Source organism: Qipengyuania sp., assembly GCF_042095715.1.
GTDB lineage: Bacteria > Pseudomonadota > Alphaproteobacteria > Sphingomonadales > Sphingomonadaceae > Qipengyuania.
The window spans coordinates 1-21,848 of record NZ_JBELMO010000020.1; the positions used below are offsets into that span (position 1 = coordinate 1).

General features: G+C 62.7%; 25 protein-coding genes. 12 read left to right on the forward strand and 13 right to left on the reverse strand.

The features are described 5' to 3' along the window. Nucleotides 1–124: 124 nt before the first annotated feature. Genes ACFDTG_RS06910 through ACFDTG_RS06920 form a run of 3 tightly spaced genes read left to right on the forward strand, consistent with a single transcriptional unit; the run spans nt 125 to nt 4,226 of the window. Nucleotides 125–388 (forward strand): hypothetical protein, encoded by a 264-nt coding sequence (locus tag ACFDTG_RS06910; RefSeq protein ID WP_375290285.1) that lies wholly within the window; start codon nt 125–127, stop codon nt 386–388. Then, the gene (locus ACFDTG_RS06915; RefSeq protein ID WP_375290286.1) at nt 385–3,414 is read left to right on the forward strand and encodes a CHAT domain-containing protein; all 3,030 of its coding nucleotides are present in this window, start codon (nt 385–387) and stop codon (nt 3,412–3,414) included. The genes ACFDTG_RS06910 and ACFDTG_RS06915 overlap by 4 nt, the downstream gene beginning before the upstream one ends. 38 nt (nt 3,415–3,452) lie before the next feature. Beyond that, nucleotides 3,453–4,226, forward strand: a complete 774-nt coding sequence (locus ACFDTG_RS06920; RefSeq protein ID WP_375290287.1) for a ThiF family adenylyltransferase — start codon at nt 3,453–3,455, stop codon at nt 4,224–4,226. On the opposite strand, the gene ACFDTG_RS06925 is transcribed toward ACFDTG_RS06920, so the two are convergent. Then, entirely contained in the window at nt 4,215–4,916 is a 702-nt protein-coding gene (locus ACFDTG_RS06925; RefSeq protein WP_375290288.1) for an NAD-dependent deacylase, read from the reverse strand. The two genes, ACFDTG_RS06920 and ACFDTG_RS06925, sit on opposite strands and share 12 nt — an antisense overlap. Nucleotides 4,917–4,951: 35 nt before the next feature. On the opposite strand from ACFDTG_RS06925, the gene dapB reads away from it, so the two are divergent. Beyond that, nucleotides 4,952–5,680, forward strand: coding sequence for a 4-hydroxy-tetrahydrodipicolinate reductase (dapB, locus tag ACFDTG_RS06930; RefSeq protein ID WP_375290290.1), 729 nt, complete (start codon nt 4,952–4,954; stop codon nt 5,678–5,680). A 160-nt stretch (nt 5,681–5,840) separates the two neighbouring features. Here dapB and ACFDTG_RS06935 read toward each other — a convergent pair whose 3' ends face one another. Next, complete coding sequence (locus ACFDTG_RS06935) at nt 5,841–5,975, reverse strand: hypothetical protein (RefSeq protein WP_375290291.1); 135 nt, start codon at nt 5,973–5,975, stop codon at nt 5,841–5,843. 8 nt (nt 5,976–5,983) lie between these two features. Here ACFDTG_RS06935 and nth point away from each other — a divergent pair, with 8 nt between their 5' ends. Beyond that, on the forward strand, nt 5,984–6,634 hold the full coding sequence (nth, locus tag ACFDTG_RS06940; protein ID WP_375290292.1) for an endonuclease III: 651 nt from the start codon (nt 5,984–5,986) through the stop codon (nt 6,632–6,634). On the opposite strand, the gene ACFDTG_RS06945 is transcribed toward nth, so the two are convergent. The 3 genes from ACFDTG_RS06945 to dapE are packed head-to-tail and all read right to left on the reverse strand — an operon-like array spanning nt 6,631 to nt 9,276. Beyond that, on the reverse strand, nt 6,631–6,915 hold the full coding sequence (locus tag ACFDTG_RS06945; protein ID WP_375290293.1) for a hypothetical protein: 285 nt from the start codon (nt 6,913–6,915) through the stop codon (nt 6,631–6,633). The two genes, nth and ACFDTG_RS06945, sit on opposite strands and share 4 nt — an antisense overlap. Continuing rightward, complete coding sequence (locus tag ACFDTG_RS06950; RefSeq protein ID WP_375290294.1) at nt 6,905–8,143, reverse strand: dicarboxylate/amino acid:cation symporter; 1,239 nt, start codon at nt 8,141–8,143, stop codon at nt 6,905–6,907. Before ACFDTG_RS06950 ends, ACFDTG_RS06945 begins: the two co-directional genes overlap by 11 nt. 2 nt (nt 8,144–8,145) lie before the next feature. Continuing rightward, entirely contained in the window at nt 8,146–9,276 is a 1,131-nt protein-coding gene (gene dapE / locus ACFDTG_RS06955) for a succinyl-diaminopimelate desuccinylase (protein ID WP_375290295.1), read from the reverse strand. A 28-nt stretch (nt 9,277–9,304) separates the two neighbouring features. Here dapE and ACFDTG_RS06960 point away from each other — a divergent pair, with 28 nt between their 5' ends. Further along, nucleotides 9,305–9,460 carry a hypothetical protein gene (locus tag ACFDTG_RS06960; protein ID WP_375290296.1) on the forward strand — a complete coding sequence of 52 codons (156 nt, stop codon included), beginning with the start codon at nt 9,305–9,307 and terminating at the stop codon, nt 9,458–9,460. On the opposite strand, the gene ACFDTG_RS06965 is transcribed toward ACFDTG_RS06960, so the two are convergent. Next, the gene (locus ACFDTG_RS06965) at nt 9,457–10,341 is read right to left on the reverse strand and encodes a S1/P1 nuclease (RefSeq protein ID WP_375290297.1); all 885 of its coding nucleotides are present in this window, start codon (nt 10,339–10,341) and stop codon (nt 9,457–9,459) included. The two genes, ACFDTG_RS06960 and ACFDTG_RS06965, sit on opposite strands and share 4 nt — an antisense overlap. Continuing rightward, entirely contained in the window at nt 10,305–10,970 is a 666-nt protein-coding gene (locus ACFDTG_RS06970; protein ID WP_375290298.1) for a glutathione S-transferase family protein, read from the reverse strand. The genes ACFDTG_RS06965 and ACFDTG_RS06970 overlap by 37 nt, the downstream gene beginning before the upstream one ends. A 114-nt stretch (nt 10,971–11,084) precedes the next feature. Here ACFDTG_RS06970 and ACFDTG_RS06975 point away from each other — a divergent pair, with 114 nt between their 5' ends. Beyond that, nucleotides 11,085–11,501 carry a VOC family protein gene (locus ACFDTG_RS06975; protein WP_375290299.1) on the forward strand — a complete coding sequence of 139 codons (417 nt, stop codon included), beginning with the start codon at nt 11,085–11,087 and terminating at the stop codon, nt 11,499–11,501. 147 nt (nt 11,502–11,648) lie between these two features. Beyond that, a complete protein-coding gene (locus ACFDTG_RS06980) occupies nt 11,649–12,413 on the forward strand; it encodes a PEPxxWA-CTERM sorting domain-containing protein (RefSeq protein WP_375290300.1) in 765 nt (254 codons plus the stop codon). A gap of 93 nt (nt 12,414–12,506) precedes the next feature. Here the strand turns inward: ACFDTG_RS06980 and yihA are convergent, their stop codons facing one another. From yihA to rpmH, 5 genes are all read right to left on the reverse strand, one after another. Next, entirely contained in the window at nt 12,507–13,163 is a 657-nt protein-coding gene (yihA, locus tag ACFDTG_RS06985) for a ribosome biogenesis GTP-binding protein YihA/YsxC (RefSeq protein WP_375290301.1), read from the reverse strand. Beyond that, entirely contained in the window at nt 13,160–14,911 is a 1,752-nt protein-coding gene (gene yidC / locus ACFDTG_RS06990; RefSeq protein WP_375290302.1) for a membrane protein insertase YidC, read from the reverse strand. Before yidC ends, yihA begins: the two co-directional genes overlap by 4 nt. Nucleotides 14,912–14,971: 60 nt before the next feature. Continuing rightward, on the reverse strand, nt 14,972–15,181 hold the full coding sequence (yidD, locus tag ACFDTG_RS06995; protein WP_375290303.1) for a membrane protein insertion efficiency factor YidD: 210 nt from the start codon (nt 15,179–15,181) through the stop codon (nt 14,972–14,974). Nucleotides 15,182–15,183: 2 nt separating this feature from the next. Next, nucleotides 15,184–15,570, reverse strand: coding sequence for a ribonuclease P protein component (gene rnpA / locus ACFDTG_RS07000; RefSeq protein WP_375290304.1), 387 nt, complete (start codon nt 15,568–15,570; stop codon nt 15,184–15,186). Nucleotides 15,571–15,668: 98 nt separating this feature from the next. After that, nucleotides 15,669–15,803: a 50S ribosomal protein L34 gene (gene rpmH, locus ACFDTG_RS07005; protein WP_375290305.1), complete on the reverse strand. Its 135-nt coding sequence runs from the start codon at nt 15,801–15,803 to the stop codon at nt 15,669–15,671. 192 nt (nt 15,804–15,995) lie between these two features. Between rpmH and ACFDTG_RS07010 the strand changes: the two genes are divergently transcribed. Both ACFDTG_RS07010 and ACFDTG_RS07015 read left to right on the forward strand, forming a co-directional pair. Further along, nucleotides 15,996–17,504, forward strand: a complete 1,509-nt coding sequence (locus tag ACFDTG_RS07010; protein ID WP_375290331.1) for a YifB family Mg chelatase-like AAA ATPase — start codon at nt 15,996–15,998, stop codon at nt 17,502–17,504. A 91-nt stretch (nt 17,505–17,595) separates the two neighbouring features. Continuing rightward, on the forward strand, nt 17,596–17,988 hold the full coding sequence (locus ACFDTG_RS07015) for a hypothetical protein (protein WP_375290306.1): 393 nt from the start codon (nt 17,596–17,598) through the stop codon (nt 17,986–17,988). A 159-nt stretch (nt 17,989–18,147) separates the two neighbouring features. Here ACFDTG_RS07015 and ACFDTG_RS07020 read toward each other — a convergent pair whose 3' ends face one another. Continuing rightward, the gene (locus ACFDTG_RS07020; protein ID WP_375290307.1) at nt 18,148–19,071 is read right to left on the reverse strand and encodes a Gfo/Idh/MocA family protein; all 924 of its coding nucleotides are present in this window, start codon (nt 19,069–19,071) and stop codon (nt 18,148–18,150) included. A 114-nt stretch (nt 19,072–19,185) separates the two neighbouring features. Between ACFDTG_RS07020 and ACFDTG_RS07025 the strand changes: the two genes are divergently transcribed. Together ACFDTG_RS07025 and ACFDTG_RS07030 are read left to right on the forward strand one after the other, a co-directional pair. After that, nucleotides 19,186–20,985 carry an IlvD/Edd family dehydratase gene (locus tag ACFDTG_RS07025; RefSeq protein WP_375290308.1) on the forward strand — a complete coding sequence of 600 codons (1,800 nt, stop codon included), beginning with the start codon at nt 19,186–19,188 and terminating at the stop codon, nt 20,983–20,985. Beyond that, the gene (locus tag ACFDTG_RS07030) at nt 20,982–21,827 is read left to right on the forward strand and encodes an SMP-30/gluconolactonase/LRE family protein (protein WP_375290309.1); all 846 of its coding nucleotides are present in this window, start codon (nt 20,982–20,984) and stop codon (nt 21,825–21,827) included. The genes ACFDTG_RS07025 and ACFDTG_RS07030 overlap by 4 nt, the downstream gene beginning before the upstream one ends. The last annotated feature ends 21 nt before the right edge of the window (nt 21,828–21,848 follow it).

Sequence of the window (21,848 nt, forward strand, 5' to 3'; positions counted from 1 at the left end):
TCCTCCTCCTCCTCCTCCCCCCCCTCCTCCTCCGCCGCCGCCGCCGCCGCCTCCGCCGCCTCCGCCGCCTCCGCCGCCTCCGCCGCCTCCGCCGCCTCCAGCGGACGTGGACGACGAAGCGGATATGGCAACAGCAACTATCGCGAGCGAAGTGACCGCCTTGACCGACGACAAGCTGGAAGAACCGCCACTCGAGGTAGATGAGGACCAAGGCGAGAACGATCGCGACACGGACGCAGAGGACGCCGCGCCGATCACCCCGCCGCCCGCCCTTATCAATACCGCGCCGCTGAATCCGCCCACCGACATCGCAGACCCGGTGTCAGGAAGCGGCAATCCCGCACTGCTCGGCCCTATGCTCTCGAGCGATCAAGGAGGTGACCAATGATGCGCTCTTTCCTCGCCCATTGCGCCCTCGGCGCGATGGCTTTCGCATCCTGCGATGCGGCGCTTGCGCAAGACACCCCCCTTTCGATCCGCAACAGCTTCCGCATCGGCGATGCGGGCGTCCTGTGCACCGCGCAGAATTCTCCCGGCGACCGACGCCTGAAAAACATGTTCGACCGAAGCTACCGGCTGACCTGTCGCGACGCGGCTTCCGCGATCGGAACGCTGGTGGCGGTCCGACGCCCGGTGCAGATCGGCCAGTTGCCAAGCGCAATCGCGTCGGCGGAAATATCGTGTGGAGCGGCAGGCGAGGACCGGATCGAAGGGGTCGGAATGGCGGCAACGCTGTCCTGCGAGGATGGCGGGGTGGCCTATCGGCGCTACGCGGTCGAACGTGACGGTGTTACCTATCTGGTCGAGGGCCTCGCAGGTTATGATCCGGCGCTCCGTCTTGCGCTCGCGTCGGTCGTCAACGACCGGGCCATGCCGGGTACGGTGCAGGTCGCGCAAACGGAGGCGGGGGATGCCGCAGCCTTCGCGCGGGTGCAGGCCGGCGCCCTGGATCCTCTGGGTGCACGTGACGAAGCTTATGTCCGCAACAACAGCGGCCGTTTTGCTGAGTCGGGCCAATTTTTCGAAAGCATTGCAGATCGTAACAGGGATAACGCCGCCGTCCTTGCCGAAGCGCTGGCCAACCAGGGGTTGCAGCAGTCGAACCTGGGCAATTTCACTGCCTCACGACGTTTGTTCGACCAGGCCGAACAATCCGTGGCGCAGAGCGACGGCATCGGACAACGGCTCTTGCGGAACTATCGCGCCATCGACGCTCTGAACGATCGCAACCCCAACGGGGCGCTCAACGCGCTCGAAAAACCGGTGGCACCGGTCGGCGGCGCGTTCGACGAGGCACAGCTGCGTCAGGGCGTGATCAACGCCCCGCTTTCGGTCCAGATCAACCGCGAGAACGTGGCGCTGCAACGACTGGGCGGGATCCAGCCGGGTTTGTCGCTTGCCGAGCGGGCTGAGCTTCTCGACGCGCAGGCCCGCGCCATCGCGGGTATCGCGGCCCTGCAGCAAAGCCGCCTGCCTGAAGCCGACAGGCTTCTCGACGAGGCGGACAGGCGCATCGCGGCCGTGCGTGGCGGACGGGTGACATCGGCCCGCTGGCTCCGCTCGGAAATCAGCCTCGAGCGCGCGCTTATCGCGGAGCTTCAGGGGAACTCCGGCGAAGCAACGGCGGCCTATGATTCCGCGATTGCAGTCATTGCGGAAGCCTTCCCCGATTCGCCGGCTTTGCTAGCGACGGAGGCCCGAAAGGCCGCGTTTCTGACCCGCACCGGGATGCCCGCCGAAGCGGGCGCGCTATATGGTCAGGTCGTAGAGCGCAGTGAATCCGTCCAGGATTCCGGCCCTGCCCTGCGCGAACTTCTGGCGCCCTATTTCGAAATGCTGGCGGCAGATGGATCGCCGCAGGCAAGCGCAGCCATGTTTCGCGCCTCGCAGGTGTTGCAGAGGCCGGGCGTGGCGCAAACGCAGGCCGTGCTGGCCCGACAGATGTCGGAAGGCAATGACGAGGCATCCTCGCTGTTCCGCCTTTCGCTGAACCGTACGCGCGAGATTGCCCGCACCGAGGCCGAGATTTCGCGCTTGGGCGACCTTCCCGCCCCGAGTGATCGCGAAGTCCTGCAACTGGAGAATGATCGCCAGACGCTTGCCGCACTGAAGGCAGATCAGACCGCCCTGATATCGAAACTCGCCGAATTTCCGCGCTACAAGGCGCTCACGCCGCAAAGCCTCGATCTCGCCGCGCTCCAGAGCAAGCTCAAGCCCGGTGAGGCTTATTACAAGCTGATGGTGGTTGGGTCGGACCTTTACGGCCTGTGGATCGCCCCGGATGACGCACGCAGTTTCCGCATCGAGATGGGTGAAACGGCATTGAGCGACGAGGTCGCCCTGCTGCGCGACAGCATCGTCGTCGAAGAAAACGGTCAGCAGGTAACTTACCCCTTCGATGTCGAGCGTGCGCGCAAGCTGTATCTTGCACTCTTTGGCCCGGTCGATGAAGCTCTGGAGAAAACCACGCATCTCATCTTCGAACCCGATGGCGCCATGTTGCAATTGCCGCCCCAGGTGCTGGTGACCGCGCAGGAAGGCGTCGAGGCCTATCTTGACCGTCAAAAGGCGAGAGACGCGGATCCCTACGATTATCGCGGCGTCAACTGGCTCGGCCGCGGACGCGAGGTCTCGATCGCGGTCAGTCCCCGGGGATTCACGGACATACGGGACATTGCGCCCTCCGAAGCCCGCAACCCTTACCTCGGGCTGGGTACCAACGCCGTTCCGCAGTCCCGGCCGACAGGCGCCGTCGCCGACAGTTGCGACTGGCCGCTGGCGACCTGGCAGAATCCGATCAAGTCTGACGAACTCTATTTCGCGGAGGAGGAATTCGGAGCCAGGAATAGCCGCGTCGAAACGGGCGCTCAGTTTTCCGACACCGCCTTGCTGTCGGATCCCACGCTCGACGACTACCGGGTGCTTCACTTCGCAACCCACGGGCTGGTGACGGCACCCAAACCGAGTTGCCCTGCACGCCCGGCCCTTCTGACCTCGTTCGGCGGAGAAGGCTCCGACGGGTTGCTCAGCTTCCGCGAAATTTTCGATTTGAAGCTCGACGCCGATCTGGTGATCCTGTCCGCTTGCGATACCGCGGGAATGGCAACCGTTTCGGCCACACGAGAGGCAGGCGTATCGACGGGGGGCAATTATGCGCTCGACGGGCTGGTACGCGCTTTCGTTGGCGCAGGGGCGCGCACGGTGGTCGCGAGTCACTGGCCCGTTCCGGACGATTTCGACGCGACCAAGCGACTGATCAAGGGCATGATCGACATCACGCCCGGCGAGGCGCTGGGCAAATCCCTGGCGGGAGCGCAGGAATCGCTGATGGACGATGCGAACACGTCTCACCCGTTCTATTGGGCGGCATTCATCATACTGGGCGATGCGGACAAGCCGCTAGTACGCAACTGAGGGTTCGCAGCGGCGCCGATGAACGCTAGGGGCGGGAGATGGCTCTCGCCCCAGACCGTCTCGACCGTTTCGCCCGGCAAATCATCATCCCCGAAATCGGCGGATCCGGGCAGGCTGCGCTGCTGGAAAAGCATATCGTCGTCATCGGATTGGGCGGCATCGGCACCCCTGCCCTGCCCTATCTCGCCGGGACCGGAATCGGGCGGCTGACGCTGGTGGACGATGGCACGGTCGAAGCCAGCAATCTGCACCGGCAGACCATTTACGAAAATGGCGATGTCGGCCGGTCCAAGGCCGAACTGGCGGCAGCCTGGGTGCGTGCCTTCGACCCCTTGCTGGATGCGCAGCCCAAGGCGATCCGAGTCGATGGCGATAGCGTATCGGAAGCCATTACGGGCGCGGATCTGGTGCTGGACGGCACGGACACCTTCGCGACGCGCCTCATTATCTCGGACGCCTGCGTTGCGCATCGCATACCGTTGTTGAGCGCGGCCGTCGGCAGATTTCAAGGTCAGGTAGGTGCCTTCAGAGGCCATCTGAGCGGCGAGCCATGTTATCGCTGCTTCGTGGGCGATGCTTTCGATGCCGAGGATTGCGATAGCTGCGCAGAGGATGGCATGCTGGGTGCGATGGCGGGTTGGGTTGGCACCTTCGCTGCCTTGCACGCGATAAAGGCTCTTCTGAATGGCGTCAGCGATCTGGGAAACCCTCACTGGGGGCAAATCTTCACCCTGGATGGCCTGGCCCCGGCCATGCGAGCCTTCAGGCTAGGGAAAGACCCTGCCTGCCGGGCCTGCGGATCAGGCGGCTAGGATCTCGTCCACCCATCTGGGGACAAGCTCGGTCGCCGGGCCGAGGCGGCTTTCGTCGAACCAGCCCGATCCCTGGCTCCGCTCCAGATTGAGCTCCAGAGTCCGAACGCCCATTGCGCCCGCATCGCGCACGAACCCTGCCGCGGGATAGACGGCACCCGACGTTCCGATCGACACGAACATATCCGCGCCCCGCAGGGAATCGTAAATTCTATCCAGGTCGTAGGGCATTTCCCCGAACCACACCACGTCGGGCCGAAGCGCGGTTTCGCCGCATTCGGGACAGGGCGGTCTGTCGATAAGAGTGTCGCGCCAGGGCGAGCGGGTATCGCAAGCGGTGCACCACGCGTTCAAATGGGTGCCATGCATGTGCAGCACGCGTTCGGCGCCGGCTCTTTCGTGGAGATCGTCGACATTCTGCGTGACGATCAGCAAGCCCCCCTTCCACTCGCGGTCGAGGCGCGCCAGCGCATGGTGCGAGGCGTTGGGCTGCTTTTCCTGAATGGCCGCACGCCGCATGTCGTAAAATCGCAAGACCAGTTCGGGATCGCGCGCAAAGGCTTCGGGCGTCGCCACGTCCTCGACCCGATGTTTTTCCCACAGCCCGCCGCCGCCACGGAAGGTATCGATCCCGCTTTCCGCGGATACGCCCGCCCCGGTGAGGACCACGATATTGCGCAAATCTGCCATGCAGGCCATGAAGCATGGCAGCACCGGGGAGGGCAATGGCAAGTATCGGAATCATCGGCAGCGAAGGGCGAATGGGTCAGGCAATCGCCCACCTGCTGTCCGAAGGCACGCACACCCTTTCGGGAGGCGTGGATCAGGGCGGGGACCCGGCCCGAATGGCCGACCTCAGCGATGTCCTGATAGATTTTTCCTCCCCCGCCGCTCTCGATGCCAATCTTCATGCCGCGGTGGGTGCGGGTATACCCATCGTGATTGGCACGACCGGACTTGCCGAGCGGCACCACCAGGCGATCGACAATGCCGCGCACGCCGTGGCGGTATTGCAGACCGGGAACACGGCGCTTGGGGTGACGCTGCTCGCCCACCTGGTCAAGGAAGCGGCCAGCCGCCTTGGTCCGGACTGGGATATCGAGATCATCGAGATGCATCACCGCATGAAGGTCGATGCCCCGAGTGGCACCGCCTTGCTGCTGGGCGAGGCAGCCGCTGCCGGCCGTGGCGTCTCTCTCGAAGACGCATCCGATCGCGCTCGCGACGGGCATACCGGTGCCCGCAAGGAGGGCGACATCGGCTTCGCTTCGCTGCGCGGAGGGACGGTTGCCGGAGAGCACAGTGTGATATTCGCCGGCGAACAGGAGCGAATAACGCTGTCTCACAGTGCGGAAGATCGCGCGATCTTCGCGCGCGGCGCCGTGAAGGCGGCGGAGTGGCTGGTCGGCAAACCGGCCGGACGGTATACCATGCAGGATATCCTGGAACTCTGAGAGCGGCATGGCGGGACATTCGCACAGCCCTTGCCGCCAGATCTATCACCAGCTCTTCGTCGGCGCCCACCCGGACGGCAGGCTCACATTCGCCAACCGCCTCATCACGACCGTCACTCTGATGCAGCGGCGGAAATGCCCGGATAAGGGCGCGCGCTCGCTACCCGACCACCTCCCTCGGCAGGGTCTTTGCTGCGACCAGCGCATCGAGGACATGCGCGCGCATCTCGATCGCCTCGAGGCGGTCGACGAAGCCGTGGCTGAAAAGCTTGCAGCCCTCGAGCGGACCAGCCATCCAAAACCATGACCAGGGATCAGATCTTCGAATTCTTCCGTCGTTTGGCGGAAGACAACCCGTCGCCCGAAACCGAGCTCGAATACGGCAACGCCTATCAGCTCGTGGTGGCGGTAGCCCTGTCGGCGCAGGCGACCGACGTAGGGGTCAACAAGGCCACCCGCGCGCTGTTTGCAAAGGTCGAGACGCCGGAGCAGATGATCGCACTGGGCGAGGAGGGCCTGAAGGAACACATCAAGACGATCGGCCTGTTCAATTCCAAGGCGAAGAACGTCATCGCGCTTAGCCAGTTGCTGGTCGACGAATACGGCAGCGAGGTGCCGGACACGCGCGATGATCTCGTCCGCCTGCCGGGCGTGGGACGCAAGACTGCCAATGTCGTGCTCAACTGCTGGTTCGGCCAGGAGGCCTTCGCGGTCGATACGCACATCCTGCGGGTCGGCAACCGAACCGGTCTTGCCAAGGGTAAAACGCCCGAACAGGTCGAAGCCAAGCTCGAAAAGCGCGTGCCCGGCCCGTTCCGTTTGGGCGCCCATCACTGGCTGATCCTGCACGGCCGCTATACCTGCAAGGCAAGAACGCCCGAATGTTGGCGCTGCACGGTGGTCGACCTGTGCAGTTTCAAGAAGAAGGTGCTGGAAAAGCCGAAGGGCCGTTAATCGGGCTTCCCGTCGAGACAGATGATGCGGCCCGGTTCAAGGGTGGCTTGCGGGGAAATACCTTCGAGATAGATCAGCGTCTCGGCGTCTTGCTGGTTGAGACCCATGGCAGAAGCATGTGCCATCAACTGCGGCACCGTCGCTCCTTGCCCATTGCTTCCCGCCGGAACCGTGATCACGGTTCCCGCGCAGCCCGAGCCTCCGCCGCCGCCCTGAGCACAGCCGAGGAGGCCGATGCAGCCGCCGGCCAAGGCGACGAAAGAAAATACCCTAGATGTCATCCGCAGAGGTCAATTCGGCCCGATCCAGTTCGCCCGTCATATTCGCGACCGTGACCGCCACCGCCGCATCGCCGCTGACGTTGGTCGTGGTGCGCATCATATCCATGATGCGGTCCACGCCGGCCACGAAGGCGATGGTCTCCAGAGGAACGCCCACGGCCCCGAAAACCAAAGCCATCATGATAAGTCCCGCGCCCGGAATGCCGGCGGCACCGACAGCCCCCAAAGTCGCCAGGATCGAAATCAGGAAATACTGCGCCCAGGACAGGTCCACTCCGAAGACCTGTGCGCCAAACAGGGTGGCAAGGCCCAGATACATCGCGGTGCCGTTCATGTTGATCGTTGCACCCAGCGCGATCACGAAGCTGGCGACCGAGTTGGAAACGCCCAGATTCCGTTCCGCGCAGCGCAGCGTCACCGGCAGCGTCGCATTGGAGCTGGCCGTGGAATAGCTGACAGCCATCGCATCCACGATGCCGCGGAAGAAATCGACCGGCGACAGCTTGGCCAGAAACTTGATCATGGCGGAATACATAAGGCCGATGATCAGCAGGCATCCCAGGTAATTGAGGCCGACCAGCTTCGCCAATGCGGTCAGCGCATCGAAGCCGAGCGTCCCCGCGACCCAAGCCATGAGCGCATAGACGCCGAAGGGTGTGAGTTCCATCACCACCATGGTGACGTTCTGCATCACGACTGCACCCGAATCGAATATCTTCTGGACTGGCGATCCGTCCTTTTCCGACATCAGAATGCCCACGCCGATAAGCAGGCTGAACACGATGAGCGGCAGCACGTTGACGTCGGCCATCACCTGAACGGGACTTTGCGGCACGATGCCCAGAACCATCTCGCGCCAGCTCGTATCGTTAGGCGCGGGCGTAGGTCCCAGGTCGAGACCCGAGGTGTTCACGCCGATTCCCGGCTGGACGATCGTACCAAGCAGCAGGCCGAGCCAGACCGCGATCTGTCCCGTCACCACGAAGAGAAGCATCGCGCGCCCGCCGACCGCGCCAAGCTTGCGCAGGTCGCCGATCGCCGCGACGCCGGAGACAAGGCTAAAGAAGATCAGCGGAACGACCAGCATCTTGATGAAGGCGATGAAGATATCGCCGACGATCTTGATCGCCTGGGCTCCCGGGCCCCAAAGCAGCCCCGTGATAACGCCCAGAATCAGGGCAGCGATCACGCGCTGCCAGAGGGGGATCGCGAACCAACGCTTGAGCAAGTCTAACCTCCAGGCTGCGCCAGCGCCGCTATGGCGATGCGACGATAAATGTTACTTAGCGTGTAGAGGTCGTCGATTGCTACAGCCTCGTCGCACTTGTGCATCGTTGCGTTGACCAGGCCGAATTCGATCACCGGACACACGCTGCGCAGGAAGCGCGCGTCGGAAGTGCCACCGGTGGTGGACGGTTCGGGATCGATACCGGTTTCCGCCAGTACGGCCTCGGCGATCATTGCGGAAAACGCGCCCGGAGGAGTCAGAAAGGGTTCGCCCGAGGTGATCGGACGGGCGATGCCGCCATGGCGCGCCGCTATCTCGCCAATCTTTTGCGAAAATGAAGCGCCGCTGTGCAAATCATTGAACCGAATGGATATGCGCGCCTCCGCCCGCGCCGGAATGACATTGTGGGCGGGATTGCCCACATGGAGATCGGTGATCTCCAGATTGCTGGGCTGAAACCAGTCGGTGCCTTCATCGAGCACCAAGGCTTCCAGCTCGGCCAGCATCGCGACCAGTTTCGGGATCGGATTTTCGGCAAGATGCGGGTAGGCGACATGGCCTTGCGAACCTTCGACGCTCAGCCAGATATTGACCGAGCCGCGGCGCCCGATCTTCATCATGTCGCCGAGCCGGTTCACGCTGGTGGGTTCGCCCACGAGGCAAAGATCGGGTTGCAGGCCGCGCGACGCCATGTGCTCGATCAATGCGCGGGTACCATGCAGCGCAGGCCCCTCCTCGTCCCCCGTGATGATGAAGCTCACGGTGCCGGCCTCCTGGGGGATCTCCCCCGCAGCCGCCATCATGGCGGCGATCGCGCCCTTCATGTCCACCGCACCACGCCCGTAGAGCAGCCCGCCCCGCACCTCGGGTTCGAAAGCGCCGCTCGCCCACCCATCACCCGGGGGCACTACGTCGAGATGGCCGGCGAAGGCGAAATGACGCGACCCCGGCGGCCCGCGTCTTACCGCCAGGCAATTCTCGACAATATCGTCGCCGGTCCCATCCATGAAACGCTCGACCGTAAAGCCGATCCCGGTGAGAGCTTCGGCGAACGCGTCGAACACGCTACCCCGAGCGGGGGTAACGCTGGGCGCGGCCATCAGCCGCTTGGCGAGATCGACAACTTCGGCCATCCATCATGCGCTAGCAGGAGTGTTCGCCATGCCCAAGCTCGACCTCGAAGCCATCCCCCGCACCAATGCGACCGGCTATCCGCCCGAATTCGCGGACAAGGTCCGGGATTGCCATTACCCCGTTATCGACATGCACCTTTCGAACGGACGCGGATTCCACCGCAAGGACGGCTCCGGCTTCTAGCGAGCGCACTCCGGCAAAGGACCGGGGCGCATGGCCTCGTCCAGCAGACGCGCAATGCGCAGGCCAGCCTGCACGACCCTGCGCCGCGCAAAAGGCACGCCTTCGGCGATGGCTTCCTGGCTCAGCGTGCCGTCCTTGGGAACGCTCCCGTCGCAGGGATCGCAGCCGAAGGCGAGCGGATAGGCCTCCTGCCTGGCCAACTGCCAGCTTTCCCGCCCCCAGTCCGCGATCTCGCCGCCGGCCAGGGCTTCGCGTTCGGCAGGCGAATAGCGGCGCACCACCGGTGGGTCTTCTGAAATGGCGCGCTCCGCCAGGGGGCCGTCCCAGATCCAGTGCAGGTTGAGGCCGGGCACGATGCCATAAGCGACGGTGCGATCATTGCCGCCGCGATCCTCCAGGTCGCCCGAATGGAGCGGCATGTGGATGTCGCCCACGAAATGGACGAGAAAGCTCAGGGCTTCCAGGCGGACATTGGCGGGGAGGCTTTCATCGGCCAACAGGCGTTGATTGCGTGCAATCTGCGCACTGACGCAATTGCCTCCGGAGCAATTCTTGCGAACATCGTAAGGCTCCGTGATCGGTTCGGTCTGATAGTGCCAGGCGGCGGTATAGCCCCACCGATTGTAGTCGCGCCGGATGCAGTCGGGCCAGACGGCCGCCTGTTCGAGGTTGTCCAGCGGGCAATCGGGAGTGCCCAGCAGCGGTTCTGCCGCATAAAGACGCGCGATAGCCGCGCGGGTCGACGGCGCGATATTGGCCGCCGCGATCTCGCCCGTGACCGTATGCGCGTAAAAGCCCCAGGCCAGCAGCGGACCGGGGCACAATGCCAGCAGCAGAGCCGAAATCAGGCGTGCTGCGCCTCGTATTGTTCGATGACCCACTCTTCATTCTCCGACGCGGCGACCCATTGCCGCAGCCATTCGTGTTCCCACACCGCTCCCATATAAGCGTGCGCGAAGCCGGGCACCGGTATCTGGTAACTTATGAACCGGCTGACCACCGGCGCATAGAATATGTCGGCTGCTCCGAACGTGCCGTAAAGGAAAGGGCCGCCGCCCCCGAACCGAGCACGCGCTTCCGCCCACAGGCCCAGAATGCGCACGATATCCCCCTTGGCCGCATCCGAAGGGGCAAATCCCTCAAAACGGCGGCGCACGTTCATGGGACATTCTGCGCGCAGCGCCTGATAGGAACTGTGCATCTCCGCCACCATCGCCCTGGCCATCGCGCGGGGCGCATCGTCCTTCGGCCAGAACCGTTCGCGGCCGACCTTGTCCGACAGATATTCCAGAATTGCGAGACTGTCCCACACCACGACCTCTTCGTCCCACAGGATCGGCACCTTCCCGCTGGATGGCTGGATGCCCTCTTCCTCGCGCTTTGCGACCTCCCATTCGTCGGAATACATCGGCACCGTGATCTCGTCGAACGCCAGTCCCGATTGCTTGGCGGCCAGCCACCCCCGCAACGACCAGCTCGAATAGTTCTTGTTACCGATGATCAACTTCATGCGTCCACCTCCGCTCGCCAGAGCTGGTAGGGGGTCTGCACCATGCTGTCGATGCTATCCAGGGAGATGCCGGAAACTCTGTGCGTCTGCCGTGACTGATGATACCACCATTTCATGGATCGCCCCCCTTTCCACCTCGCATTTCCCGTCAACGATCTGGTCGCCGCGCGGGCGTTCTATGGCGGGACGATGGGCTGCCCCGAAGGCCGGAGCAGCGAGGAGTGGATCGACTTCGATTTCTTCGGCCATCAGATCGTCACGCATCTGGCACCCGACGCAGGGGACCGCGCGAGCAATCCCGTGGACGGACACGATGTTCCGGTCCCTCATTTCGGTGTCGTTCTGCCCATGGCGGATTGGGAGGCCCTGGCCGAAAGGCTGAGAGAAGAGGGGGTCAAATTCACCATCGAACCTACGGTGCGATTTAAAGGAAAGCCCGGCGAACAGGCGACGATGTTCTTTCGGGATCCCAGCGGAAACGCCCTGGAGATCAAGGCGTTCGGCGATCCTGCAATGCTCTTCGCCAAATAGTCTCGGAAAAAGTGAACACATCGTTAGCGATCTGTTCGATTAAGGGACGGGCCACGCTCCGCAATTGTCGAAAAATCAGAAAGCTGTGACCTTTCACACATGAGCAGGGCGAGTCGCCCACTCGGGTTGGATGAAGGGTCCCTGATAATGCGCAAGTCTGTTTTCGCCGCACTGTTCACCGCGGCCATATCGCTGACGACGGCAGCCGAAGCGTCGGTCACCATTACCGGTCAAGCAGGAAACCCCGGGTGGCTGACGTCCAAGATCATTTACACGCCGGGCGGTCTGGGCGGCAAGGCCACGACCACCAGCCTCAACGTCTATGCGGGCCGGAACCGGCTGACGGGTTATGACAATTCCGCGATGTCCGCAGTGACCTTCGATTCCTATTGCATCGATATTTTCAATCGTCTCAGCAGCGCCAACGCCACATTCGAGATCGGGTCGCTGTCGCTTCTCGATCAGGCGAAGCAGGCTGATCTTTACAGGCTCCTCCTATCCACCGCCGGATATATCGACGCCCAATCGAACCTGACCAAGAAGAAGCGCATTTCGGCAGCTATCCAGTTGGCGGCATGGGAAATCGTGAACGAGGCGAGCGGGTCTGCCTACTCCCTGGGCGCAGGGGCCTTCCAGGTCGCGTCGAACTATGGTTCGGTGAAGGATGGGACCGCGTCGAACCCCAGCGCGCTCGTGCTGGCGCAAGGGTATCTCGACAGTCTGCCGACGGCGACCATCCCAGCGGGTAATCGCCTCCGGACGCTGGAAGCGATCAATCCGATCAGCAACCAGCGTCAGGTCTTCATCGCCGCGGTGCCGGAGCCTGCGACCTGGAGCATGTTGATCCTCGGCTTCGGAGTGGTCGGCGGCACTTTGCGCACGCGCCGCAAGAATACGATCAGCTTCGCCTGATCCGTCTCGCGCGGGCCGCTTGGGGTCCGCGCTGCTGCGAGGGGGCAGCAAGGGGCCCGCCCGGTGAAGATCGCACCGGGCGGGTTGCCGTTGTCAGATAGCTGCATCCGCAAGGACCGCAGCCCGCAGTTCGGGGATTCCCAGCCCTTTTTCGGCGCTGGTTACATGAAGTTGCGGGAAGGCCGCGACATGCTTGCGCGCCTCTTCCTCGGTCCGGGCAATTGTCGCTTCGAGCTCGCTTGCCTTCAGCTTGTCTGCCTTAGTCAGCACCACGCGATAACCCACCGCCGCCTCATCGAGCATCTTCATCATTTCGCGGTCGACGTCCTTCAGGCCGTGGCGGGAATCAACCAGGACCAAGGTTCTCGCCAGCACGGGCCGGCCGCGAAGATAGGTGCGGACCAGCGATTTCCATTTTTCGACGACCTTCACCGGGGCCTTTGCAAAGCCGTATCCGGGCATGTCGACCAGGCGGAACTGCGTGGGCGCGCCAACCTCGAAGAAGTTGAGTTCCTGGGTTCGGCCGGGCGTGACTGAAGCACGCGCGATCGACCGACGCCCGGTAAGTGCATTGAGAAGAGAGCTTTTGCCGACGTTGGAACGCCCGCAGAACGCGATTTCCGGCACCGTCGGTTCCGGCAGGAACTTGAGCGCCGGGGCGGAGAGCAGAAACTCCACCCGACCGGAGAACAGCTTGCTGGCGTGCCGCGCCAGTTCGGCTAGTTCTGCTGGCTCCGGATCGCCGGTCAATGCGTGGCCGCCTTGGCAGCCGCGCGCTCGGCCTCGACCGCCTGACGCATGCCGGGGTGCTTGGAGTAGAGATATTTCTGCTGTGCCAGCGTGAGGATATTGCTCGTGGTCCAGTACAGCAGCAGGCCCGCTGCGAAGGGCGCCATCACGAACATCAGCACCCATGGCATTATAGAGAACATCTGCTGCTGAATCGGGTCGGCAGGAGCCGGGTTCAGTTTGAAGGTCAGCCACATGGTGAAACCGAGCAGGAGAGCGAGGACACCGATCGCAAGGAAGCCCGGCGGCTGGAACGGCAAAAGACCGAAGAGGTTCAGGATGGTGGCCGGATCCGGCGCGCTGAGATCCTTGATCCAGAGTACGAAGGGTTCGTGACGCATTTCGATGCCGAGCACGAACACCTTATAAAGCGCAAACAGGATCGGCATCTGCAACAGCAAAGGCAAACAGCCGGCCAGCGGATTGACGCCCTCCTGCTGGAAGAGCTTCTGCATTTCCTGCTGCTGCTTGACCTTGTCGTCCTTATACTTGGCCTGAAGCTCTTTCATTTTCGGCTGGATGGCTTTCATCGAAGCCATGCTGGTAAAGCCCTTTTGCGCGATCGGAAAAAGCGCAGCGCGAACGATCACCGTCAGACAGATGATCGCGACACCAAAATTGCTCGTGAGATGAAAGAGTTCGCGCAGCAGCCAGAGCAACGGCTTTTCGAACCAGCGGAACCAGCCCCAGTCGATTGCAAAGCCAAGGCCCGTAATGCCCTGCTCTGCGTACCGGTCCAGCAAGGGGCTTTCCTTGGCCCCTGCGAACAGCTTCGTCTCACGCGACATTTGTGTGCCGGGGGCAAGCGTGACCGGGCTATACATCAGGTCAGCGCGGAACAGGGAATTGCCGAGCGATCTATAGCCAGCGCTGGCGCCCGACCCGTCTACGGGGGCAAGGGCGGCCAGCCAGTAAATGTCGGTGAAGCCGGTCCAGCCCACCCTGCCCTGCGGCGTGGCAGGTCCGTCTTCGACTAGGTCGGAATAATCGTAGTCGTAATTCGCCGTGCCGCCGAAGACGCCCATGGGCCCGGAATGGGCGATCCACAGATCCTCGCTGGCGGTGCGATCGGTGCGGTTGATCAACGCATAAGCCTGAACCACCGACGCGTTGGCGGTGGGATTTTGTACTGTCTGATCGGCGGTAATCAGGAATTCATCGTCGATCGAGAACGTGATCCGGTATGTCAGCCCACCCGGCCCCTGCCGCGTCAGTGTCACGGGACTCTCGGGCGTCAGCTTCGCCCCATCGGCCTGCCATCCGCCAGCCGGCAACCGGTTTCCATTGGCGAGGAATCCGAACTCCGCGAATTCCTGGGCGATCGTTCCCTCGGGCGAGAAGAGCCGCACCGGCGGACTATCCTTCTCGACAGTCTCGTCATAGTCCTTGAGAACGAGATCGTCGATCGCACCCGTTTCCAGGTTGATGGACCCCGCCAGGCGGGGCGCATCGATGGGTACGCGGTTGCCGCTCTTCAGTGCCGTGGCCAGATCGGCCTTCTCCACCGCCCGTCCTGCGGCGTCCAGACCACCCGTCCGGGTATGCGCGACGGGTGCGTCCGCAATGCCGGCCTGTTCTGCGGGCGTATCGACCTTGCTCTCTGCGACCGGCTGGCGCGCGTTCGGATAGAGATAACCGACCAGCGCGTCCCATCCGAGCAGGAGCACGGCGGACAGCACCACGGCTAAAAGGACATTGCGCTGGTTCAAGGCGGGTCTTTCGTTTCGATATCTGGAGAGGTGTGTTGCTATGTCAAGACACTGAGCCGATCAAGGGACCGGATCATGCCCGCAGCCACCCCAGGGGTTGCACCGCCCTATACGTTTCAGTGCCAGCCATCCACCCTTCACGGCGCCGTATTTTTGCAGCGCCTCTATCGCGTAATGGCTGCAGCTGGGGTAGAAGCGACAAGTCGACGGGATGAGCCGACTGGGGCCGAGCTGCCAGAAGCGCGCAATCCAGATGAAGGGGTATTTCATCTTCAGCGATATCTGCCACTGCGGCGAGGCGGATCACCCTTGCCCGATGCCGCGCGCGACAGTGCCGCGACCAGTTCCTGGGAAAGGAGCGAAAAATCGCGCTCCACACCGCCTTCGCGCCCGATGAGCACATGATCGTGATCGGGCAGACCCGATTCAGGAAGCGCATCGCGCAACAGAGCGCGGAAGCGCCGCTTCATGCGGTTGCGCACCACCGCGTTTCCGATCTTTTTCGTGACCGTGATGCCATATCGTTTGCCGTGCCCGCCATTCGGCAGGGCCAGAAGAACGAAACCGGGCCGGGCCACCCGCAGGCCGCGGTTTGCCGCCAGGAATTGGGCCCGCTTGCTCATCACCGACAGGGGCTGGTGCATTTCTGTGTCAGACATGCAAACGGGCTCCCACAGGGAGCCCGCAAATACTGCTGACTATCCGAAGCGCGCCATCGCGCATGGAAATGGCACGCGCTATGCGCGCGCCCGGCAACTTATGCGCAGAGGTTCTTGCGGCCGCGGCGACGGCGGGCGCGCAGCACCTTGCGGCCACCCGGGGTAGCCTTGCGGGCGAAAAAGCCGTGGCGCCGCTGGCGCACGAGGTTCGAAGGCTGGAAAGTCCGCTTCATCGGATCGTCCTTACAATAGCTGGCGGTGCGTTTGAGAATGCACCAATAAAAAGGGCCGCCGATCCGGCGACCGCTCAATTCAAGGGCGCGCGCATACTTTGCCCCGCGAGATTCGTCAAGCACTCCTGCAGGCTCTCGACAGCTTCCAATCCCTCCGCCATGGAAAAGCCCGAGGGACTTCAGGGGGTGGTAATGGTCGCGCTGGTAAGGACGGTCGCCTATCTCGGCCTGGAGGCGCGCGGCGTCGAAGTCCAGTGTCAAATTGCCGCCGGCCTGCCCCGCTTCAGCATCGTCGGTTTACCCGACAAGGCGGTGGGTGAAAGCCGGGAAAGGGTTCAGGCCGCTCTCGCCGCCATGGGCCTGGCGCTGCCGCCCAAGCGTATTACCATCAATCTGTCGCCCGCCGACCTGCCCAAGGAAGGCAGCCATTACGATCTGCCCATCGCGCTGGCCCTGCTCGCCGCCATGGGGGTTACGGATGCGGAGCATCTGACCGAGTTCATCGCTGTCGGCGAGCTTGCCCTGGATGCACGGATAGTCCCTTCACCGGGTGTGTTGCTGGCGGCAATTTTCGCCAGCGGCGAAGGGGCTTGGCTCATTTGTCCGAGGGGCCAAGGGGCGGAAGCGCGCTGGGCCAGCGGGGTTCCTGTCATCGCGGCGCCGGACCTCGCGAGTCTTCTCAACCATCTCAAGGGCACGCAGACACTGCCCGATCAGGCGCCCGGCGAGGTGGAGGCGATCCCGCCCGGTCCGGACCTCAGACAGGTCAAGGGACAGGAAACCGCCAAGCGGGCGCTCGAAATCGCAGCGGCTGGCAGCCATAATCTGCTGCTGATCGGTCCGCCAGGTGCGGGCAAAAGCCTCTTGGCGAGTTGCCTTCCCGGTATCCTGCCCGAACTCACTCCTGCGGAAGCGCTGGAGGTCAGCATGGTAAAATCGGTGGCCGGACTTCTGGAGGAAGGCCGCATCAGCAGGGCGCGCCCGTTTCGCGCGCCGCACCACAGCGCAAGCATGGCCGCCCTCACGGGGGGCGGTTTGAAGGTCAAGCCGGGGGAGGTCAGCTTGGCCCATCTCGGCGTCCTGTTTCTGGACGAGTTGCCGGAATTTCAGCGCGCGGTTCTCGATTCGCTGCGGCAACCGCTCGAGACAGGCAAGGTCGATGTCGCCCGTGCCAACGCGCATGTGACATTCCCGGCCCGCGTCCAGCTGGTTGCCGCGATGAATCCCTGCCGATGCGGGCATTTGGGGGACCCGTCGCTTGCCTGCAGCCGCGCACCGCGCTGTGCCGCAGATTACCAGAGCAAGGTATCGGGGCCCATGCTGGACCGCATCGATCTTCACGTAGAAGTCGACCCGGTCAGCGCCGCCGATCTTGCCTTGCCCCCGGCTTCCGAGGGCAGCGCGGAGGTTGCGGCGCGTGTTGCAGCGGCCCGCGCGCGACAAACGGCCCGCGCGCAAAAGAGCGGGGCGCGTACCAATGCCGAACTAGATGGACCGGCTCTGGAAGACTGCGCCAAGCCGGACGAAGCAGGCAGCGCGCTTCTGATGCAAGCGGCACATGCCATGCGTTTGTCCGCACGAGGATACACACGAATGTTGCGGGTCGCCCGGACCATTGCCGATCTCGCCGATGCCGAACGGGTGGGAAGGATTCATATCGCCGAGGCTCTGAGCTACCGGCGCCAGGTGCCGAGAGCTTAGCAAGCCGCGGATCTAACGCGCGGTCCCCCAGACGGAAGTAGCGGCTTCTTCGAGATCTGAGCCACTTTCCTTGGGCAAAGCCCAAACTTGGATGGCCGATTTCTTCTGGTGCTGGGAAAAGCACAGGGCGCGGATCAAGCTGTGGCTACCGAACGACACGCGCGGGATGCCGAGGGGAGATGATCGACGGGTGCTCGCCGGCAATATCCATGCGCCGAAATGGGAAGACCGTCCCGCGCATATTGAACCGGTTCAAACCGCCCATACCGGCAATGCCATTCCCGGTGACTTTCAACCTGATTCGCCAGAGAACCCTATCGTGCCCGCGAGGTCACTGCCGATCGGTGACCTCCCGCTTCGCGAACGGCTTGCGCACGCTCACCAGTATGACCGATGCGACCCCTGCGACCACCTCGCCGTCCGCAGGGACTTCCTGGCCGAATTACCACGGTCTGGGTGGGACCTTTTGCATCGATCTCGCTAAACGCCGTATTACCGTAGAGTGACGGAACTGGAACGCTGGTGCGGAGCAACCAGTTGGCCAGTTTGCAAACTGGCCACGAACGTTGGCTTCGACAGGGTGAGATGCACTTCAAATAGGGCCTGTCTTAAGCCATCCCGCAATCTTTCACGAAGCGGTTGCTCAAAATTGGAAGGGTTCGATTGAACTTCGTTCGCCGATCGCCAGTGCATCGGTGACAAGCTGCAAAGGCTGGAGATCGACGTCACTTTCCCCGCTTCGGATAAGAGCACCGAAGGCTTCATAAAGCGCCACATATTCCCCGTTGTTTCCGACGAGCGGGTCCGAATGGGGCAACTGAACAATACGTCCCCCTTCCTGCAGACGGAGCGTTCCCGCGTCGGTGTCGATTTCTATGTCCCAAATCTGCGGTCCCTCTTGGAGGAAATCGAAATCGGCATCGACTCGAGCACCTCCGGAACTCATCGCGAGCTTTGCCGCGATTGGGCAGGCACGGTTTTCAGGGATGGCTAGCTCGGCTGCGATCAACACGAGCGGAGCCGGCAGGATTTGCGTCGCTATCGAGAGCGCATTGATCCCGGGATCGAACACTCCGAAGCCACCTTCGGACAGTATCCAGTCCTGACCGGGGTGCCACCGGCGGATATCCTCGCGCCAAGTAATCCGGACCGCGCGGATCGCCTTGTTTGCCAACCAAGCGCGAGCGGTCGCGACATGAGCTGCCTCGCGTGAATGCCATGCAGCGAAAAGCGTCACGCCCCGGGCCGCTGCAACCTTCTCGAGCGCCGTAGCCTGCGTAACCGTCAACGCCGGGGGTTTTTCGAGCATAACATGTCGACTGGCCTGGATGGCTGCCAGGGCCTGCTCGTATCGTCCCATCGGAGGCGTACAGAACGAGACTGCGCCAATGTCCTCGTCCCCATCAAGGAGTGAAGCGAGAGAAGGCCAATCTCGAACACCATCCACCGTCCCTTCGTGACTCGTGGTTGCGCCGAGGGCGAAGACCGAACTTCCGCGCAAAGCGGGCAAATGCTGATCCCGGGCGATCTTGCCGATGCCCACCAGGCCAATCTTGATCCTGTCCACTGTCTGCTCTTTTATAATATATATATGTTTCCTATTGCCGGCTCTCGACGATATCAAGCCAGACCTTTTCGCGGATTGCTTGGTGGATGGGGTATCAAAAGAGGGACGGGATAAGTGAGCGAAACAAGGGAAGGTGCACCGCCGCTGCGCTCGCGGGCGTGGTTCGACAATCCGAAAAACCCGGACATGACCGCGCTCTACGTAGAGCGGTACCTCAACTACGGCATCAGCCTTGGCGAACTGCAATCGGGGAGGCCCATCATCGGGATCGCCCAGACAGGCAGTGACCTCGTCCCTTGCAACCGCCATCATCTCGAACTGGCGAAGCGGGTTCGCGAGGGCATTCGGGACGCTGGCGGGATAGCCATCGAGTTTCCTGCGCATCCCATCCAGGAAACCGGCAAGCGTCCGACAGCCGGGCTTGATCGCGACCTCGCGTATCTAAGCCTCGTCGAAACGATTTACGGATACCCCATGGACGGTGTGGTCCTGACGATCGGTTGCGACAAGACGACGCCAGCGTGCCTGATGGCGGCGGCGACGGTCAATATTCCCGCCATCGCGCTTTCGGTCGGCCCCATGCTGAACGGATGGTTCAACGGCGAGCGCACCGGATCGGGAACGATTGTTTGGAAAGCGCGAGAGATGCTCGCCGCCGGCCAGATCGACTATAAGGGTTTTATTGAACTTGTCGCATCGTCTGCGCCGTCGACGGGATGGTGCAACACGATGGGCACCGCGACGACCATGAATTCGCTCTGCGAAGCCCTGGGCATGTCGCTACCCGGATCCGCGGCGATACCTGCCCCATACCGTGACCGGCAGGAAAATGCATATCTGACCGGCGTGCAAATCGTGGAGATGGTCCGGGCCGACCGCAAACCGAGCGACATCATGACGCGGGAAGCCTTTCTCAACGCGGTCCGGGTCAACAGCGCGATCGGGGGGTCAACGAACGCGCCCATCCACCTCATTGCGATTGCCCGCCACATCGGTGTGGACCTGTCGCTCCACGATTGGGAGCGGCATGGTCGTGAAGTGCCTCTGCTCGTCAATCTGCAACCCGCAGGCACGTACCTCGCGGAAGATTTCTATCGCGCCGGAGGTGTGCCTGCCGTGATGGGCCAAATGCTGCGCGCGGGCTTGCTGGATGGGGAAACGGTCGGCGCAAATGGTCGAACGCTGTCCGAGAACGTCGGCAGCGCCGCGGCAAGCAATGCCGACGTCATTCGTCCACTCGACGACCCGTTACAAGATGCCGCCGGGCTTACTGTTCTTATGGGCAATCTGTTCGACGGAGCGGTGATGAAGAAGAGCGTGATATCGGACGAATTCCGCGATCGATATTTGTCGAATCCCAACGACCCTGAAGCGTTCGAAGGAACCGCAATCGTGTTCGATGGGCCCGAGGACTATCATGCGCGGATCGACGACCCATCTTTAGGAGTGAGCGAAACCTCGATCTTGGTCATGCGCGGCGCCGGCCCCATCGGATACCCAGGTGGAGCTGAAGTGGTGAACATGCGTCCGCCCACGGCTCAGATCATGGCGGGCGTGCATGCCTTGCCGTGCCTGGGAGATGGACGGCAATCCGGGACCAGCGGGAGTCCGTCCATCCTCAATGCCGCGCCGGAGGCCGCGGTGGGTGGCGGCCTTGCTTTGCTGCAGACCGGCGACAAGATCCGGATCGATCTGCGACGGCGGACCGCCGACATGCTCGTGTCGGACGACGAGCTATCCCGACGCCGCGCCGAGCTGGAAATCGACCTTTCCTACGTGCCCGCCTCGCAGACGCCATGGCAGGAAATCCACCGCAATATCACGGGACAGTTCGATGGTGGCGCCGTGATTGAGCTCGCAGTGGCATATCAACGCATCGCTCAGACGCGCGGCCTTCCGCGAGACAGCCATTGAGAGTCGTACAAAGGGACCGCACCGATCGCCTCGGCGAGGGCCCCCTGTGGTCGGTGCGGGAGAACGCGCTCTACTGGGTGGATATCATTGATCGCAGGATCAATCGTCTGTCCTTCGAGGATGGCCACACAAACAGCTTCGGCCAGCCCGATCACACCGCTTGGATCATCGAGCGTGAACAAGGTGGCTTTCTGGCCGGAATTGGACGAGATGCCGTCTTTCTCGACCTACCGTCGAATCATATCCAGCGTTTATGTACGGTTGAGCACGGCAAGCCCGCCAACCGCCTGAACGACGCCAAAGCCGATGGCACCGGCCGCGTTTGGGCGGGTACAATGCCGGTTTCGTGCGATACTCCGAACGGCGCCTTTTATCGTATCGACCCGGATGGAACGGTCTGCGAGGTCGACAGCCCCTACACGATAGCAAACGGACCTGCGATAGACTGCGGTGGCGCCTTTCTGCTTCACACGGATACTGCCACGCGGACCATCTTTCGCTTCGCTATCAACGATGACGGGACCTTGGGCGAACGCCAAATCTATATTGAGTTCGAGTCAGATTGGGGCAACCCCGACGGTATGACATTCGATGCCGATGGTGGCCTCTGGGTCGCTTGCTGGGGCGCGGGGTGCGTGGCGCGCTTCGACAGTTCGGGTCGGCGTGAACGCGCGATTGCGCTGCCCGCAAGTCAGATCACCAACTGCGCGTTCGCTGGGCCGGATCTCGATCGCATGTTTGTAACCTCGGCTAGCGAGGGGGTCGAAGAACCATACGGAGGAGCCCTCTTCGAAATCGAGCCTGGGTGTCGGGGACTTCTGCCAAATCGCTTCATGGGTTGAATTGACAATAGAACCTGGCCC